13 protein-coding genes are annotated in these 17,389 nt (G+C 73.9%); 4 read left to right on the plus strand and 9 right to left on the minus strand.

Going from position 1 to position 17,389, the window contains the following annotated elements:
• Positions 1 to 66: 66 nt before the first annotated feature.
• Positions 67 to 804: an SDR family oxidoreductase gene (locus ACZ6Z8_RS03560; RefSeq protein ID WP_465605917.1), complete on the minus strand. Its 738-nt coding sequence runs from the start codon at positions 802 to 804 to the stop codon at positions 67 to 69.
• Between the two features lie 149 nt (positions 805 to 953).
• Here ACZ6Z8_RS03560 and ACZ6Z8_RS03565 point away from each other — a divergent pair, with 149 nt between their 5' ends.
• Positions 954 to 1,526 carry a TetR/AcrR family transcriptional regulator gene (locus ACZ6Z8_RS03565; RefSeq protein WP_465605919.1) on the plus strand — a complete coding sequence of 191 codons (573 nt, stop codon included), beginning with the start codon at positions 954 to 956 and terminating at the stop codon, positions 1,524 to 1,526.
• An 84-nt stretch (positions 1,527 to 1,610) separates the two neighbouring features.
• Here ACZ6Z8_RS03565 and ACZ6Z8_RS03570 read toward each other — a convergent pair whose 3' ends face one another.
• From ACZ6Z8_RS03570 to ACZ6Z8_RS03580, 3 genes are all read right to left on the minus strand, one after another.
• Positions 1,611 to 2,276: a DUF4232 domain-containing protein gene (locus ACZ6Z8_RS03570; protein ID WP_465605921.1), complete on the minus strand. Its 666-nt coding sequence runs from the start codon at positions 2,274 to 2,276 to the stop codon at positions 1,611 to 1,613.
• Between the two features lie 500 nt (positions 2,277 to 2,776).
• Positions 2,777 to 3,034, minus strand: a complete 258-nt coding sequence (locus tag ACZ6Z8_RS03575) for a DUF6296 family protein (RefSeq protein WP_465605923.1) — start codon at positions 3,032 to 3,034, stop codon at positions 2,777 to 2,779.
• Between the two features lie 143 nt (positions 3,035 to 3,177).
• Positions 3,178 to 4,335, minus strand: a complete 1,158-nt coding sequence (locus tag ACZ6Z8_RS03580; protein ID WP_465605925.1) for a baeRF2 domain-containing protein — start codon at positions 4,333 to 4,335, stop codon at positions 3,178 to 3,180.
• A gap of 242 nt (positions 4,336 to 4,577) precedes the next feature.
• Here ACZ6Z8_RS03580 and ACZ6Z8_RS03585 point away from each other — a divergent pair, with 242 nt between their 5' ends.
• Entirely contained in the window at positions 4,578 to 6,113 is a 1,536-nt protein-coding gene (locus tag ACZ6Z8_RS03585; protein WP_465605927.1) for a fatty acyl-CoA synthetase, read from the plus strand.
• Here the strand turns inward: ACZ6Z8_RS03585 and ACZ6Z8_RS03590 are convergent.
• Complete coding sequence (locus ACZ6Z8_RS03590) at positions 6,103 to 7,422, minus strand: RsbRD N-terminal domain-containing protein (protein ID WP_465605929.1); 1,320 nt, start codon at positions 7,420 to 7,422, stop codon at positions 6,103 to 6,105. The genes ACZ6Z8_RS03585 and ACZ6Z8_RS03590 overlap by 11 nt on opposite strands.
• Before the next feature lie 98 nt (positions 7,423 to 7,520).
• Here ACZ6Z8_RS03590 and ACZ6Z8_RS03595 point away from each other — a divergent pair, with 98 nt between their 5' ends.
• On the plus strand, positions 7,521 to 9,188 hold the full coding sequence (locus ACZ6Z8_RS03595; RefSeq protein WP_465605931.1) for an FAD-binding dehydrogenase: 1,668 nt from the start codon (positions 7,521 to 7,523) through the stop codon (positions 9,186 to 9,188).
• A 16-nt stretch (positions 9,189 to 9,204) separates the two neighbouring features.
• Here the strand turns inward: ACZ6Z8_RS03595 and ACZ6Z8_RS03600 are convergent, their stop codons facing one another.
• Both ACZ6Z8_RS03600 and ACZ6Z8_RS03605 read right to left on the minus strand, forming a co-directional pair.
• Positions 9,205 to 9,996, minus strand: coding sequence for a hypothetical protein (locus ACZ6Z8_RS03600; protein WP_465605932.1), 792 nt, complete (start codon positions 9,994 to 9,996; stop codon positions 9,205 to 9,207).
• A 231-nt stretch (positions 9,997 to 10,227) separates the two neighbouring features.
• Entirely contained in the window at positions 10,228 to 13,017 is a 2,790-nt protein-coding gene (locus ACZ6Z8_RS03605) for an SdrD B-like domain-containing protein (protein WP_465605934.1), read from the minus strand.
• 474 nt (positions 13,018 to 13,491) lie between these two features.
• Here ACZ6Z8_RS03605 and ACZ6Z8_RS03610 point away from each other — a divergent pair, with 474 nt between their 5' ends.
• On the plus strand, positions 13,492 to 14,196 hold the full coding sequence (locus ACZ6Z8_RS03610; RefSeq protein ID WP_465605935.1) for a TetR/AcrR family transcriptional regulator: 705 nt from the start codon (positions 13,492 to 13,494) through the stop codon (positions 14,194 to 14,196).
• 71 nt (positions 14,197 to 14,267) lie between these two features.
• Here ACZ6Z8_RS03610 and ACZ6Z8_RS03615 read toward each other — a convergent pair whose 3' ends face one another.
• A complete protein-coding gene (locus ACZ6Z8_RS03615; RefSeq protein ID WP_465605937.1) occupies positions 14,268 to 15,905 on the minus strand; it encodes an amidohydrolase in 1,638 nt (545 codons plus the stop codon).
• Between the two features lie 37 nt (positions 15,906 to 15,942).
• The gene (locus ACZ6Z8_RS03620) at positions 15,943 to 17,361 is read right to left on the minus strand and encodes an APC family permease (protein ID WP_465606329.1); all 1,419 of its coding nucleotides are present in this window, start codon (positions 17,359 to 17,361) and stop codon (positions 15,943 to 15,945) included.
• Positions 17,362 to 17,389: the final 28 nt, after the last annotated feature.

Genomic DNA, 17,389 nt, shown 5'->3' on the forward strand with positions numbered 1-17,389 from the left:
TCGTTCGTCCGCCACCGCCCGCTCTCCGGGCGGTGGCGGACGCCGTCCTCCTCCATGCGGGCGCGCTCAGGACTGCGCGGTGGGGCGCACCACGATCTCGCCGACGTCGACGCCCTCGGGCTGTTCGACGGCGTAGGCGATGGCGGACGCGACCGCGCCGGGCGGCATGGCGATCTCGTCGCGCTGCCGGATCATCGCGGCGGCCAGCTCGGGGCCGGCTCCCTTGCCCACGCCCTCGGTGTCGGTGAACCCCGGCGAGACGAGCGTGACGCGCAGGTCGGGCCCCGCTTCCTGGCGCAGCCCCTCGGTGAGCACCTTCACCGCCGTCTTGGTGGCCGCGTAGACCGCCTGCGGGCTCTTGACCACGTAGGCGGCGGTCGAACCGACGTTGACGAAGTGTCCGGAGCGCTGGCGGCGGAACACCGGCAGAGCAGCCCCGATGCCGTTCAGCAGACCGGTGACATGGGTCGCGACCATGGCGTCCCAGTCGTCCTGGCGCAGGTCGTCGAACGGTGAGACGGCCATGGTGCCCGCGTTGGACACGAGGACGTCGAGCCGTCCGTAGCGGTCCACGGCCGTGTCCACCAGGCGCCGGAGGTCCTCGCGGCGCGTGACGTCGACCAGGACGCCCGTGGCGGCGCCCCCGTTCGCCGTGATGCCGTCGACGACGGCCGCGAGCCGGTCCTCGCGCCGCGCCCCGAGCACCAGCAGGGCGCCCCGCTCGGCGAGGTGGGTCGCGGTCGCCGCCCCGATGCCGCTGCTGGCGCCCGTGATCGCGATGACCTTGCCCCGGATACCGGTCATGATCGGCTTCCTTTCGCGGAAGTGTCCGCAGGCCGGGTGGTGGCCTACAGTGAAAGCGGAAACGGAGGCGCCTCCGTTTGACCGAAAGCTAAGTGGTGGCGCCCCCGGTTAGCAAGTCGCACACCCCTGGATCCGGAAGACGAGCACCGATGACCGACGGAACACCTCGACCGCTGCGGGCCGACGCCCGGCGCAACAGGGAGAAGATCCTCACGGCCGCCGCCCGCGCCTTCACCGCGCAGGGGCTGGACGCGCACCTGGAGCACATCGCCAGGGACGCGGGTGTGGGCAGTGCGACCCTCTACCGCAACTTCCCCACCCGGGAGGCCCTGATCGAGGCGGTCTACCGCAACGAGGTGGCCCAACTCTGCGACGCCGCCCCCGCCCTGCTGGCCCGCAAGGCCCCCGACCGGGCCCTGCACGCCTGGGCGCACCTCTTCCTCGACTACGCCGCCACCAAGCACGGCATGATCGACGCCCTGCGCACCATCGCCGCGACGGGGAGCAACCCGTACGGCCACAGCCGGGAGATGATCCGCGCCGCCGTCACCACCCTCATGGACGCCTGCGCGGCCGCCGGCCTCATCCGCACCGACATCCGCCCCGACGACATCGCCGCCGCCCTGGAGGGCATCGCCCTCACCTCGGCCGGCCCCGAACACCGACAGCGCGCCGAGCGCCTCCTCGACCTGACCCTGGACGGCCTCGCCGTCCGCCGCTGAAGGCTCCCCCCGTCGCATCGGTGACGTCCCCGTCAGATGGCCGGCCCCGACCTCCACCTCGCGGTGCGCCCCCCGGCAAGGTGGTCATCGACCTGACGCCGGCGGTCCCGCCTCGTCCCTGACCCAGGCGCCGACCCCGAGACGTCCGGTGGTGCCCAGGTCCAGCTCCGGCGTCACCATCACCGGGGCCGCGCCCGGCGTGGCGCGCACCCGCACGTACGGGGCGTTCACCGGATCGCCGGCCCCGGTGGTGTTGCGCCACACCAGCGTGGAAGCGGCGCCCTCCCCCGGCTTCAGCACGACCTCCCGCGGCGGGGCGTCCGCGCCGGTGCCGCTGGCGATCTGGGCACCGCCGTGCACGACCTGCACCCCGTCGACCGGCTTGCGCTCCGCGTCGAGCACCTGCAGCTCCGGATAGCCGTTCAGGGTCACCTCGGCCGTCCCGCAGTTCCGCAGGTTCAGCCCGACCGTCCGCAGCCCCATCGCCGCAGCCCCCTCGTCCACGCTCACCAGCACCCCGGACGCCGGGCACGGGCCCTTCGGCCTCGACGCCTCGGTGCTCGGCACGCTGCGCACCGTGAGGACCTTCACCCCCGAGGTCGCGCCGCCCAGTTCGACCCGCCCCTTCGAGACGGCCCCCGGCGCAAGCCCCTCGACGGTCCTCGTCACGTTGTCCATCGCACCCCCGCCCGCGCCCGTCCGGCTGAACACCACCGTCACATCGGCCGTCTCGCCCGTCCCGTTGGTCACCTCGTACTCCGCACAGGCCGCGCCCACCGCCGTGACCCGCACCCCGGCCTGCGACCCGGCCGACGGCGACCCCGACGCCACCCCGCACGGCCCCGCACTGCCGCCGACCCGCCGGGCCCCCGCCGTACTGCCTGCCTGCGACCCACAGCCCGCCAGCAGAACAACCGCCACCCCTACGGCCAGCAAAGGGCCGGCCTTCTCGAACTGATGCATCCGACCATGCGATCACGAACCGTCCCACCCCACCGTGAGCCGGCTCACTCCCCCTGCAACAGCCCTGCAACGCCCCGATCGCGGCCGGCCGGGCCTCCACCACCACGGGCATCGAGGCGGCAGCGGTGGAACCAGCACAGGAACACGGCGACGGTGGCGAGGAACAGCGGCGTGGACAGCGGGCAGAACGGCCGGAGGAGGTGGGGCGGCGGGCGGGGCGGATGCCCCGGTGGCGGGCGACGGAGACCCGCCCGGACAGGGCCGAGCACGCCCTCGGTGAGCGGCGCTCAGCGCAGCGGTGCCGCGCGATCAGGCAGTGGCACGGCGTGCAGGCACGGGTGCCGCGGGGAGCCGACGGGCGCGGTCAGGACGGTGGCCACCTCGCCGGTGATCTCCACCCTGAAGTCCCCGTCCGTGTTCTCCCAGACGGGCCCGCCGCCGGGCCCGAGGATCTCGGTGACATGCACCACGATGACGGCCGGCGGGGCGTGCCCGCCGACCTGCCCCGGAAGCGTCACCGCATAGCGGCGTTCAAGGCTCTTCATGGCCGGCCTCCTCGTCGAACTCCCGCCCCGCGTCGTTGATTCTCCTCCCCCGGTCGACATATGTATACGAGCGGTGCGGTCCCCGGCCCGGCCGTTGCGGCCAGGTGGTCGGCGCGGGTGGGCCGACCCGGCCGCCGTTCGGGTCAGGCGTTCCACCGCAGCACGGCGCCGAGACCGCCGGGCGGGCCGGCTACGGACTCCGGCACCAGCAGGGCCTCGGCCCCGACCGCCGCAGCGCTGCGCAGCAGGGCGTCCGCGGCCGGGGCCTGCTGCGGTTCGGACACGCCCATGGCGCGCAGCTCGGCCCGCTGGACGCCGATGTGCTCCGGCTCCGGGCCGGTCCACACGGGGCGCTCCGGATCGTGCCCGCCCGGCTGGAAGAGCAGCGCCGCGAGCTGGTGCTGCCGGGCCGCGGTCACCACGGCGGGCACGCCCTGGGCGGCGGCACCGGGTGCGGTCTCGGTCCCGGCGGCGTCGGTGGCGTGTTCGCCGGGGCGCCCGACACCGGTGCGGAAGGCGTCCAGCACGGTGGTCAGGTGGCGGTCCCGGTGCTCCTCCCACGCCTCGGCGATCCGGCGGTCGAAGCTGTCCCGGGCGATGCCGTCGGCCCGGCCGCCGCCGTCGACCTCGACGGTGTCCGGCTGCATCGCGCGGGGCAGCAGCGCTCGGACTGCCCGCCGCTCGCGGACGTCGCCGGTGAGCACCAGCAGACGGGCACCGCTGCCGGGCCAGATCCGGGTCAGCTGGTCGGCGATGACCGCGGCGGTGCGCTCCCAGGCGTCCTCCACGCGGTGCCGGTAGTGCCACTCGTACCGGTCGGCGGGCGGGGCGCGGTGGCCGCGGCCCTGCCACTGCCGGCCCTCGACGGTGCCGATCGGCGCGGAGCGGCCGAGCTCGCGCTGCTCCAGCGCGGCCCCGGTGCGGTCCACGGCCGCCACCAGGCAGCGCGGCGCGGCGTCGTCCAGCAGACCGAGCAGCGGGGCGGTGTGCGGCAGCGGCGCCCAGGTGGCGGCGACGTCGGGCGGCGACTCCATCAGCGGCACGTCCAGGGCGACCTCACCGTCGGCGGCGAACAGCGCCCGCCCCGGTGGGGAGGCGGCCGTCGGTTCCCCGGCCAGGTGGTCGCGGACGGCGTCGCAGGTGGCGTCGTCGACCCCGAGCCCGGCGAGCCGGTGGACGGCGGCCCGGTCGATCAGGGCCCGGCGCGGGGCGGCGTCCTCGGTGGCGCGGGAGGTGTCCAGGTACAGCGAGGCCCAGGGGCCGGGTCGGTCGAGCAACGGAGTGAGGAACGCGAGGTCCATGGCGGCCTCCTGGAGTCGGTAGCTACGGAGGCGCGCCTACCCGGCTCCGCGCGTCGGACACCCGTGCGTCCGTACGGCCCGGAGTGGGCAGGCTGCCCCTGCGGCCGGCCGTCCCCACCGCCCCCACCGCCCGAACGAACCGGACCGAACCGGACCGACGCCCGCACGAACCCCGAACCGGACACCGGACCAGGCCCGCACCGAACCAGGCCCGAACCGAACCCGAGAGCGAGACCGCGAGCATGATCGACGACCCCCGCGCCGGCACCGTCGACGGGCTGCTGCGCCGCAGCGCCCGCCGCACCCCCGACCGCACCGCGCTGACCTTCGCCGACCGCAGCTGGACCTACCGGCAGCTCGACGAGGCGGTCAGCCGCGCGGCCGGGTACCTGCTCGGGCTGGGCCTGCACCCCGGCGACCGGGTCGCGGCGTACGGGCGCAACTCCGACGCCTACGCGATCGCCTTCCTCGCCTGCGCCCGGGCCGGCCTGGTGCACGTCCCGGTCAACTACGCCCTCACCGGCGGGGAGCTGAGCCACCTGCTCGTCCACTCCGGCAGCCGGGCCGTGCTCAGTGACCCGGCGCTGGCACCGGAGGTCGAGCGCGTCCGGGCCGGACTGCGCGTCGAGCACGTGCTCCCGCTGCGGGACGAGGGCTCCGTGCTCCTCGCCGCCGCGCTGGCCGGTCCGGTGCCGGACGTGGACGCCGGCGCGCGCGACACCGACCTGGTCCAGCTGCTCTACACCTCCGGCACCACCTCCCGGCCGAAGGGCGCGAAGATGCCCCACCGCGCCCTGGTGCACGCCTACCTGTCGGGCATCCACGCCCTCGACCTGGGCGCGGACGACCGGCCGCTGATCTGCATGCCGCTGTACCACTCGGCCGCCCTGCACGTCTTCCTGCTGCCGTACCTCGCCGTCGGCGCCTCCGTCCTGCTGCTGGAGTCGCCGGACGTCCCCGAGCTGCTCCGGCGGATCGAGGAGGAGCGGATCGGCTCGCTGTTCCTGGCCCCGACGGTGTGGGTCCCGCTGGCCGACCACCCCGACCTGGACCGCCGCGACCTGTCCTCGCTGCGCAAGGCCCAGTACGGCGCCTCGGTCATGCCGGTGGCCGTGCTCGACCGGCTGCGCGAGCGCTACCCGCGGGTCGGCTTCTACAACTGCTTCGGCCAGTCGGAGATCGGACCGCTGGCCACCGTGCTGCGCCCGGAGGAGCACCGGGAGCGGCCGGCCTCCTGCGGCCGCCCGGTGCTGTTCGTGGAGGCGCGGATCGTCGACCGCGACGGCGCCGACGTGCCGCCCGGTACCCCGGGTGAAATCGTCTACCGCTCACCGCAGTTGTGCCTCGGCTACTGGGATGCCCCGGAGGAGACCGCCGAGGCGTTCCGCGGCGGCTGGTTCCACTCGGGGGACCTGGTCGTCGCCGACGAGGCGGGCTACCTGACCGTGGTCGACCGGATCAAGGACGTCATCAACACCGGCGGGGTGCTGGTGGCCTCCCGGGAGGTCGAGGAGGCCGTCCACAGCCACCCGGCCGTGGCGGAGGTCGCGGTGATCGGCGCCCCCGACGACAGGTGGATCGAGGCGGTCACCGCCTTCGTCGTCCTCCGCTCCGACGCCGCCACGCCCGCTCCCACCGCGGCCGAGCTCATCGCCCACGTCCGAAGCCGCCTGGCCCCCTACAAGGTCCCGAAGACCGTCCACTTCGTCCCCGACCTCCCGCGCAACCAGAGCGGCAAGCTGCTCAAGCGCGACCTCCGGGCCCGCCTCACGACGTAGCGCCCGCGAGCAGGGCGGTCTGGAAGGCGAAGCGGTTCCAGGGGGTGCGGGCGTCGCGGCCGGTGGCGGCGGCGAGGCGGCGCAGCCGGTAGCGGACGGTCTGGGGGTGGAGGTGGAGGCGGGCGGCCGCGGCCGGGGCGCTGTCGGAGTAGAGGACGGCGTCGAGGGTCCGCCGGGTGTCGGCGTCCCGGGCGAGCGGGCCGAGTACGGCTTCGGCGACGCGTCCGGGGTCGGCGTCGGGATGTCCGGTGACCAGGGCGACCACCTCCAGGTCGCCGCGGTCGAGCACCCGGCGCTCGCTCCACACCAGCGGTGGGGCGTGCCGCAGGCCGTGGACGGCGAGCCGGTGGTCGCGGGGCGCGGTGGCGGCGGTGGCGCCGGTGAGCAGAGCGCCGGTGAGGTCGTGGGCGGCGGCCAGGCCGTGCAGCAGGGGCACGTCGGCCGCCTTGACCAGGGCGACTCCGACGCCGTCCATGGCGGTGTGCAGCGAGATGGGTTCGCGGCCGGTCGCCCCGCCCGCGGCCCGGGCGTCCAGGGCCGCGGTGACCAGCGCGGCCGTCCGCTCCGCCTCGTCGAACCCGGTGGACGCCGGTCCCGCCGGGCTCGCGGGACCCGCAGGGTTCGCGGGACTCACAGGGTTCGCGGGGTTCGCGGGGTGCGCGGGGCTCGCGGGCCCCGCCGGGGAGACCACCACCAGGTCGAAGGAGGACGGCAGTTCCGCGTCGAGCTCGCGCAGCCGGGCGCGGAGGGTGCCGGCGTGGCTCTGCCGGCCGAGCAGCAGGTCGGTGAGGAGGCCGCGCAGGGAGCGTTCGCGGTCCTCGCTGAGGATGCGCCCGGTGGACTCGTAGCCGTCGAAGATCGCCTCGGACGACTGGTCGAGCACCGTGAGCCACACCCGGGCGAGCGCGCTGAGGTCGCGCACCGAGACGGCGTCGGCGAAGCGCTCCCCGATCCGGTCGAAGAAGGCCAGCGCGGCGACCCGGTAGGCGCGCAGCACGGCGGCCAGCGGACGGGCGTCGCGCGCCCTGACCGCGCCGACACCGCGGAACATCCGGATGTCCTCGGGTCCCAACGAGCCGTCCACGGCCCAGAGTTCGAGAACCCGGTGGAGGGTCCAGACGATGATGGAGCGGACCTCCGCCAGCTGGCGGGCGTCGAGGTTGGCGTAGGCGGGGATCTCCCGGGCGATGGCGGCCATGAACGAGTCGACCATCCCGCTCTCGTCCGCCAGGATCCGCGCCACGGCGCCGTGCCGGTCGGCCGTCGCGGAGGCCGTCCCTTGTGCCGGTGGCACAGTCTTCTTCGTCACCACCTGACAAGCCTAGTGCCGGTCCATCCGGCCTGCCCCGACGATGGGAGCGCGCAGCCGTCGTGACCGGTCGACGGTGTTCCCCGAGGGAGAGCTGAATGTCGTTCCAGCCTGAGGTGATCGTGGTCGGGGCCGGTCTGGCCGGACTGGTGGCCACGCACGAGCTGGCGAAGGCCGGCCGGCGGGTGCTGGTCGTCGAGCAGGAGAACCGGCGGAACCTGGGCGGCCAGGCGTTCTGGTCGCTGGGCGGTCTCTTCTTCGTCGACAGCCCGGAGCAGCGCCGGGCCGGGATCAAGGACTCGCTGGAGCTGGCCCGGCAGGACTGGTTCGGCTCGGCGGGCTTCGACCGGCCGGACGACGAGGACCTCTGGGGGCGGCGCTGGGCCGACGCGTACCTGGCGTGGGCGGCCGGCGGCAAGCGCCGCTACCTGCGCGAGCTCGGGCACCGGGTGGTGCCGCTGGTGGGATGGGCGGAGCGGGGCGCCGGTTCGGCCACCGGGCACGGCAACTCGGTGCCGCGCTTCCACATCACCTGGGGCACCGGGCCCGGGGTGGTGGAGGCGTTCCTCCGTCCGGTGCTGCGGGCGGAGCGGGCCGAGCTGGTGCGGTTCGCGTTCCGGCACCAGGTGGACGAGCTGCTGACCGAGGACGGCGCGGTGGTCGGCGTCCGGGGTTCGGTGCTGGCGCCGGACGAATCCGGACGCGGCGTCAAGTCCTCGCGCGAGGTGGTCGGTTCGTTCGAGGAGCGGGCGGCGGCGGTGGTGGTGACCTCCGGCGGCATCGGGCACAACCACGCGCTGATGCGGGCCAACTGGCCGGTGGACCGGGTCGGTCCGGCCCCCGAGCACCTGATCTCGGGCGTGCCCGCCCATGTCGACGGCCGGATGCTGGCCATCACCGAGCAGGCCGGCGGCCGGGTGGTCAACCGCGACCGGATGTGGGCGTACACCGAGGGCGTCCACAACTGGGACCCGGTCTGGCCGGACCACGCCATCCGGATCCTGCCCGGCCCGTCCTCCATGTGGTTCGACGCCGAGGGGCGCCGGCTGACCGGGATGTCCGGAGTGCCGGGCGCCGACTCGATCGGGGCGATGAAGCAGATCCTGGCCACCGGGCACGACTACTCGTGGTTCGTCCTGACCCAGTCGATCATCGAGAAGGAGTTCGCGCTCTCCGGTTCGGAGCAGAACCCCGATCTGACCGGCCGGGACCTCACGTTCGCCGTGCGGAGCCGACTGGCCAAGGGCGCCCCGGGGCCGGTGGAGCGGTTCAAGCGGCACGGCGAGGACTTCGTCGTCGCCCGCACCCTGCCCGAGCTGGTCGCCGCGATGAACGGGATCGCCCGCGGCCCGAAGCTCGACGCCGCCGACATCGAGCGGCAGATCGTCGCCCGGGACCGCGAACTGGCCAACCCGTTCAGCAAGGACGCCCAGGTGATGGCGATCCACAACGCCCGCCGGTCGCTGACCGACCGGATCGCCCGGGTCGCCAGGCCGCACCGGATCCTCGACCCGGCGCACGGTCCGCTGATCGGCGTGCGCCTCAACATCCTGTCGCGCAAGACCCTCGGTGGGCTGCAGACCGATCTGGACTCCCGGGTGATCGGCGGCGACGGCGTCCCGGTGCCCGGCCTCTACGCGGCCGGGGAGGTGGCCGGTTTCGGCGGCGGGGGCGTGCACGGGTACAACGCGCTGGAGGGCACCTTCCTGGGCGGCTGCATCTTCTCGGGGCGGGCGGCCGGTCTGGCGATCGCCCGCGGCCGTTGAGGCGGGGTGACCGGAGTCAGCCGGTCAGCCAGGGCGCCTCGGGGAGCTTGGCCTCGTCGACGCGGCCGGAGAAGTCGACGGTGGTCGGCATGCCCAGGCCGGTGATCCGCATGGTGACCCGGCGCAGGCCGGCGTCGCCGTCCACCCAGTACGTCAGCGGCGAGGTCCTGCCGTCCGGTGCGGCGCCCTGGGCGCGCGGACCGGCGAAGCGGTCGTAGCCGCGGCCGTCGATCCGGTCCTGGCCGAGCCGGCGGGCGCCGGACTGGGCGAGCAGCAGCGGGTTGTCGGGGCGGTCGGCGCCGAGCTGGGTGAGCAGTTGGAGGCCGGCGTCCAGCGGGTCGGCGGTGTACGTGCGCGGCGACCAGCCGGCGCGCGGGATGTGTTCGGCCTGCTGCCAGGGCCGGCCCTGGTCGCCCGCCGGTTCCGGGGCCAGGCCGAGGCCGTCGGTGTCCCAGACCACCAGGCCGTGGTCGAGCGGGCCGCTCGCGCCGGTGCTCCGGTAGCGGCCCACGCCGTGGTGGGTGCGGTAGTCCACGACGCCCTCGACCACGATCCGCACTCCCCCGCCCTCGTCGGCGGTGAGCACCACGCCGACCGGGCTGGCCTGGTAGAGGTTCAGCCGGGACAGTGCCAGCCGGCCCGCCTCCTCGGTGGTGACCGGCCGCTCGGTGGTGTCGTCGGAGACGGTCTCGTACGCGACGACGCCGCCCGCCACGGCGGCGCAGACCGCGGCAGCGATCAGCGCCGTCAACCAGCGGGCCCGCGTGCTCCGGGGCGGGCGGGCGTCGGCCTTCGTCGTGCGGGCCATGCGGGGCATGCGGTCGTGGTCTCCGATCCTTCGTCCGGGTCGTTCAGGTCGTTCAGGTCGTTCAGGTCGTTCAGGTCGCTCGGCTGGTCCAAGTCGCCCGGGACGCACGGGCCTTCGGGCCGGGCAGAGGAGTCGGGCAGTGGAGCCGGGCAGCGGAGTCGGGCGGGTTCGCGGTCCGTTGCGGTCCGCGAACCCGCCCGATCCGGGTGTCACCCCGACGGAGCGGGACGACTACCGGTGCTGTGCCGCCCGGCGTCGGCGCACCAGCACGAACAGTGCCGCGCCGAGGGCGATCAGCGCCGCGGCGCCGGTCGCGATCAGCGGCAGCCCGCTGCTCGCACCGGTGTGCGGCAGTTCACCGCCGGGAGCCGGCGCCGGCGGGGCCGGCGGCGCCGGCGTGCTCGGCGGTGTCGTGGCCGGTGTCGTCGGCGACGGGGTGGCCGTCGGCGAGGTGGTCGGCGTCGGGGTGGGGATCAGCTTGTTGACGGCCGTGACGCTGACCCCGTCCTCCAGGTTGTCGGCGGTGAGCACCAGCGGTCCGAGGACCGTGGTGTCCGGCGCCGAGTAGCCGTCGGGCGGGCTCAACTCCTGCCAGTAGTACGTGCCGGGCACGCCGCTGCCCTGGCAGATGCCGTCCTTGCCGGTCGTGCAGGGGTCACCGACCGGCGTGTCCGGCTTGGTCCCCGTGGTCTGCAGACCGTCGGTGCCGTTGGTCTCGTGCCACAGCTGGAACGTGGCACCGGCCAGCGGCTTGCCGTCCTGGTCGTGCTTGACCAGCTTCAGCGCGCCCTCCTGCTGGCGGTAGCCGAAGTCGAAGGTGTGGTCGTTCTCGCCCGGCCCGCCGGTGGTCAGCGCCCGTTCGGGGAACCTGGTGCCGGCCGGGACGATGCCCTTGGAGTCGATGAAGTGGTTGTCGCCGACGTCGTGGTCCGTGGGCACCCAGTGGTACAGCGGGCCGCCCTTGGCGTAGTCGGCGGGGTTGTCGATGCGGATGGTGTACTTGGTGTGCGGCTTGAGGCCTCCGGTGACGTTGCTGTCGTCGAAGTAGTACTCGCCGCGCGCCGTGGTCCTGGTGGTGCCGACCACCTTGCCCGACTCGTCGTACAGGTTGACGGTGGCGTCCTTCACCGGGAGCTGGCCCGGGTTCTGGATGCCCTTGCGCTCGGGGTCGTACCAGACCCGGTTGCCGATCTGCAGCGGCGCCTGGTCGCAGAGCACTTCGAGGTCACCCATCGCGGCGCCCTTGCCGAACGGCGAGCCGGTGTTCGCCGGGGTCAGCCGCAGGCCGAACTTCGGGTCGTGCGCGCCGTCCTTGCGCTCCATGAACGACGTGCCGTAGCCGACCGCGGTGTGGTCCGGGTCGAAGGCGGAGGCCCCGAGGGTGCTCTCGACCTTGGAGAGCGCGATGCCCGCGACCACCGTGTTGTGGTGTCCGACCTCGTCCCAGCCGGTGGAGAAGAACCGGGCGCCGCGGACGGTCTTTCCGCAGCCGAGGTTGACGTCCATCACGTACGTGCCGTTCGACGGGCAGGCCTTGTTCAGGTCGCCGCCGGACATCACCGTGGCCGAGTTGGGCGCCGGGGCGCCCGGTCCGCGGTCGGCGAAGCGGTCCTTGAAGGCCAGCAGCATCGAGCCGTCGGTCTCGAACAGGATCTCGCCGAGCTCCGGTTCGGGGAACGCGATGGTGGTGTTGCCGCACGGCCGGCCGTTCTGCGAGCCCGGGAAGGTGCTGGTCCAGGGGAACCAGCCCGCCCCGTCGCAGGGGCCGCCGCCGACGGTGGACTGCCGCGGGTAGTCCATCGGCTGGTCCAGCACCGGCTTGCCGAACGCCCCGGTGCCGAGGTCGAACGGCAGGACCAGCGCGCGCACGTCGGTGAGCTTGCCGGTGGACTCGCCGGAGCAGACCCCGCCGAGGAAGCCGGAGCCGTCCTGGATTCCGAGGCCGTACGGCCGCCAGTCCGCAGCCGACGGGCAGCCCGGGTCCGGGATCGGGTAGGAGGCCTTGGGCGCGGAGGCCGTCGGCCTGGTGGCGTCGTAGCGGTAGAGCTTGCGGTCGTTCAGGTTGACGACGAACAGGTCCTTGCCGTCGTCGGTGACCTTGATGCCGCCCAGGCTCTCCTTTCCGGGCACGTCGAGGAAGGCGTCGTCCGTCCCCGGCCCGTGCGCGGTGCTGCCCGCGTTCGGGACGGTGGTGAAGACGGTCGTCCGCTTCTTCGCCGGGTCGCTCAGGTCGGTGACGTAGATCCCGCCGGAGCCGGCGGGGCCGTAGTCGGTGGTGCGCTTGGCCGTCGCCGCGGAGAACAGCCGCTTGTCCGCCTTGTTCCAGGCGAGGCCGAAGATCGTGCCGGTCTCGGCGTCGGTGGCGATGTCGGTCGCCGCGTTGCCGGGGCCCTCCTGGCCGCGCTTGTCGTACGGGAAGGTGACCAGCGTGCGCTGGTTCCCGCCCTGGTAGGTGGGCGTCTGACAGGCCGTCGCCAGCGGCGCGTTCTTCTGGCAGTAGTCCGCCGGGTTCCACAGCCCGGTGGTGTAGGAGACGTTCTTCCCGCCACCGAGGTCGACGAACTCCTCGTTGGAGCTGAGCTGGTTGGGCGCGCCGTCCAGCCCCTGCCGGGAGGCGAAGGCCGGGAACAGCACGCCCGGCTTCGGGTTCACCACCTGCACCCGGTACCTGCCGCCGCTCGCCTTGCTCGTGGCGGGCGACAGCGTCACCGTGCCGTCCGCCGCCGTGGTCCCGTCGATCGAGACACCGGCGTCGTCGGTGAGCGTCACCTTGACGCCCGCCATGCCCGGTTCCAGTGCCGGCGTGTACGTGCCGGTGTTGTCCACGGCCCGGATCACCTTGACGGTGACCGTCCCGTCGCCGGTCTGCGAGACCGCCGCCGGAACGGCCGCCAGCGAACTGCTGCCGACGGCGATGGCGAGCGCCGCGACTCGGGCGACCGCGCGGCGGCCGGGCAGGCCCGGCCGTGCCCGGGACGGCCCGCGCGCGGCGCCGTTCATCAGTTCATTCGTTGTCTTCATCCCTGCTCTCATCGTCCGAATGGCCCCATGGCCCGACTATCCGAAGAAGTCCTCAGCGTGGCCTGAAACCGCCATGATTAACGCGAGCTTAAAGGGAATTCACCCAACCGGGTGGAAGAACGTGGAACTTTGATGACCCGTCAGACGTCCGCATGACGTCGGCCTTTCGCGGCGGCTCACGGCTCGGCCGGTCCCACCAGCGCGGATCCGGCCCGAGGCGCCCTCGTGGTACGGAACTAGCGCCATGTCGACAAGGACACCCGACCCCGGAGAGTGACCAACCCTTCGAACGCCCCTACGAAGGCTTCGGAATTCCGACACGACTTGCACAGAACCGTCCACGATCCATTCCGACCCACCAGCCCCAGGGGCGGCCTTCGTCCGGGGGCGGACGGTGGACCGGCCGTCCGTTCCCCGAGAATCCGCCGACCGACCCCTGTCGCCCGTCAACGGCGTTGACATAGCCTGCGGGGCATGAGCGAACGCGTAGTCCCCGAGCCCCGGCGCCGCCGCCGCAGGCCCACCAAGCAGGGTGTGGTGCTCTCCCAGGAGCTGATCGTCGGGACCGCGCTGCGGCTGATCGAACAGCACGGCGCCGACGCCCTCACCGTCCGGCGGCTCGGCGCCGCGCTCGGGGCCGACCCGAGCGCCGTCTACCGCTACTTCCACAGCACGGACGACCTGCTGCTGGCCATCGCCGACGAACTCATCGGCCTCGCCCAGGCCGACTGGCGGGCCACCGGGGACTGGCGCGCCGACCTGCGCGCCATCGGCCTGCGGATCCACTCCGCCTACCTGGCCCACCCCCAGGCCGCCCTGCTCGCGGCCCACCGCACCACCGGCCGGACCCACGAGACGGCCGCCGTCGAGGCGATCCTGTCCGTGTTGCGCACGGCCGGCTTCCCGGACCGGGAGGCGGTCCGGATCTACCACGCCTTCGTCGACCAGAGCCTCGGCTTCGCGGCCCTCGACGCCGCCGCCCTCGCCCTCCCGGCCGCCGCGGCCACCGCCGACCTCCAGGTCTGGCAGGCCTCCTACGCCCGGCTCGACGCCGCCACCCACCCCCACATCGCCGCCACCGCGCACCTGCTCACCACCGACATGCGGCGCAGCGGGTACCCGTACGCGCTCGACCTGCTGATCGACGCGGCCGGGGCCCGGCTCGCGGCGCTGGGCTGAGCACTTACGCCGACGCAGGCGCAGGCGGCCCGGCTCGCGCACTGCGCCGAACCGGGCCCCGTCGCGCGGGATCACTCCGCGGCGTACACCAGTTCGCCCCCGACGTAGGTCCGCTCCACCCGGGCGTCGGCGATCTCCGCCGCCGGCGCGGTGAGGATGTCCCGGTCGAGCACCACCAGGTCGGCGAGCTGTCCGACCGCCAGGGTGCCGGCGTCGTCGTGGCCGTTCACATGGGCGGAGCCCGCCGTGTAGGCGGCGAGGGCCGAGGCCAGGTCGAGGCGCTGTTCGGGCAGGAAGACCCGGCCGTCGTCGGCCCCCGGCTCCATCCGGTTGACCGCCACGTGCAGTCCGGCCAGCGGGTCCGGGCTGCTCACCGGCCAGTCGCTGCCGGCCGCCAGGGTGGCGCCCGCGCGCTGGAGGGCACCGAACGGGTACTGCCGGGCGGCGCGTTCGGGGCCGAGGAAGGGGATGGTCAGCTCGTCCATCTGCGGCTCGTGCGCGGCCCACAGCGGCTGGATGTTGGCGATCGCGCCGAGCCGGGCGAAGCGGTGGAGGTCGTCGGGGTGGACCACCTGGAGGTGGGCGAGGTGGTGCCGGGTGGCGCGCCGGCCGTTCCTCGTCCGGGCGGCCTCGACGGCGTCCAGCGCCTCGCGGACGGCCCGGTCCCCGAGGGCGTGGAAGTGCACCTGGAAGTCGAGGGCGTCGAGTTCGGTGACGTATCCGCACAGCGCGGCCGGATCGACGAAGCTGAGGCCCGAGTTGCCCGTCAGGCAGCCGCAGCCGTCCAGGTACGGGCTGGTCATCGCGGCGGTGAAGTTCTCGGCGATGCCGTCCTGCATGATCTTCACCGAGCCGGCCCGGAACCGGCCTTGGCTCAACTCGTCCTGCCGCTGGACGAGTTCGGGGATCTGCTCGGCGCCCCGGTCGCGGTCCCACCAGAGCGCGCCGGTCACCCGGGCGGTCAGCGCGCCGGAGCGGGCGGCGGCCAGGTAGGCGTCGGAGGGGTCCGGCTGGCCGTTGAACTCGCCGAGCAGCGCGTCCTGCCAGCCGGTGATGCCGAGCGAGTGCAGCAGGCGCTGGGCGCGCAGCAGTCCGGTCAGCCGTTCGGCGGCGGTGGCCGGCGGCACCAGCCGGGCGACCAGGGCGGTGGCGCCCTCCTGGAGCATGCCGGCCGGGGTGCCGTCGGCCTCGCGTTCGATCCGGCCGTCGGCCGGATCGGGGGTGTCGCGGGTGAGGCCGGCCAGTTCCAGCGCCCGGGTGTTGGCCCAGGCCCCGTGGTGGTCGCGGTTGGTGAGGTAGACCGGGCGGTCCGGGACGACGGAGTCGAGCAACTGCCGCGTGGGCAGGCCGCCTTCGAAGCTCTCCAGGGACCAGCCGCTGCCGGTGATCCACTCCCGGCCGGGGTCGGCCCCGGCGTAGGCGCGGATCCGCTCCAGGTACTCGGCCACGCCGACGGTGCCGGTGAGGTCGCAGGCGGCGGACTCGACGCCGCCGAAGACCGCGTGGATGTGGGCGTCCTGGAAGCCCGGCACGAGCAGCTTGCCGGTGAGGTCCACGACCTCGGTGTGCGGCCCGATCAGCTCCCGGACCTCGTCGTGCCCGACGGCGGCGATCCGCCCGCCGGTCACGGCCAGGCTGCTCGCCCGGGTGCGGGCGGCGTCGCCGGTGTGGACGGGGCCGCGGGTGAGGACCAGATCGGCCTCGGTCATGGGTGGTGCTCCGTTCTCGGTGGTACGCGGATCGGGGTCAGACGGTCGGGTCGAGGAAGTACGGCGAGCGGCGCCGCCAGCGGGCCCAGGCCGCCGAGGGCAGACCGGTGACGATCATCAGTACCACCACGGTCAGCTCGAACCAGCCGTTGTCGGCGGCGAGTTCGAAGTGGTCGGTGGAATCGTAGAAGGTCCAGGCCAGGTAGCCGCCGACGGCGAGCAGCACCGCGGCGCCGAGCAACGGGCCGACCACGGCGCGCAGGCCCTCCAGCGGCGCGGTGCGCAGCAGGTGGCGGAAGCGGACGGCGGACGCGACGGCGGTGAGGGCGTAGTAGAGGGCGACGATGACGCCGATCGCGTTGACGGCGGCCGAGATCAGGTCGTTGACGGTGGGAATGACGACCGAGACCAGGGCGAGGGCGACGGCGATGCCGGTGATCAGCAGGGTGCCGACGGCGGGGGTGGCGTGCCGGGGGTGCAGCCTGGTCCAGACCGGGCCGAGCGCGCCGTCGCGGCCCATCGCGTACATCCCGCGCGCGGTCGGGATCACCGAGGACTGCAGCGAGGCCACGGCGGAGAAAGTCAACGCGATCAACGGCAGTGCGGCCAGCGGTTGGTGGGCCAGCCGCTCCCCGAAGTAGGTCAGTCCGTGGGCGCCGTTGTCGGCCAACTCGTCGAGTGGGAGCACCCGTTGGAAGGCGGTGCCGGCCAGCAGGAAGAGCAGCATCATCACCACCAGGGCGAGGAAGCCGGCCCGCGAGGCGTCGCGCGGCTCGCGCACCTCCTCTCCGACACTGAAGACCGATTCGAAGCCCCAGTAGCAGAACACCGCCAGCACCATGCCCTGGGCGAGGGCGTCGAAGGAGGGGAGGTCGAAGGGGTTGTACCACTGGAGCGAGAACGGCTGGTCGCCCGCGAAGAGCCCGTAGCCGCAGAACCCCAGCAGCACGGCGTACTCGAAGACCAGCAGTGCCTTCTGCAGCCGGGCGGCGAGGTCGAGTCCGCGGACGGCCACCAGGGCGGCGCCGATCAGGACGACGAGGCCCAGCAGGGTGCACTGGACGGTCGAGTCGGGGTCGAGCCGCAGGCCGAGGACGCTGCGCAGGTGGGCCTCGCCGAGGAGTTGGACCACCGCCGAGCCGGTGACGGTGGTGGTGTAGGCCATGAAGACCACCGTGCCGACGGTGTTCACCCAGCCGGTGAGGAAGCCCAGCCAGGGGCTGAGCGTGCGGCCGACCCAGCGGTAGCTGCTGCCCGCGTCCGGTTCGACCGCGTTCAGCCGCCCGTAGCCGCCGGCGATGGCGAGCACGGGGAGGAAGGCCAGCAGCATGATCGCGGGCAGGTGGAGGCCGACCACGCCGGCCATCAGGCCCAGGCCGATGCCGATGCTGCTGGTGGCGGCCGTGCTGGAGGCGGCGATCGCCGCGCCGTCCAGCAGGCCGATGGACTTGTGCATGGCGCCGTGGCGGGCGCCCGTTCTCGGG

The sequence above is a fragment of the Kitasatospora sp. NPDC101108 genome (genome assembly GCF_055584725.1).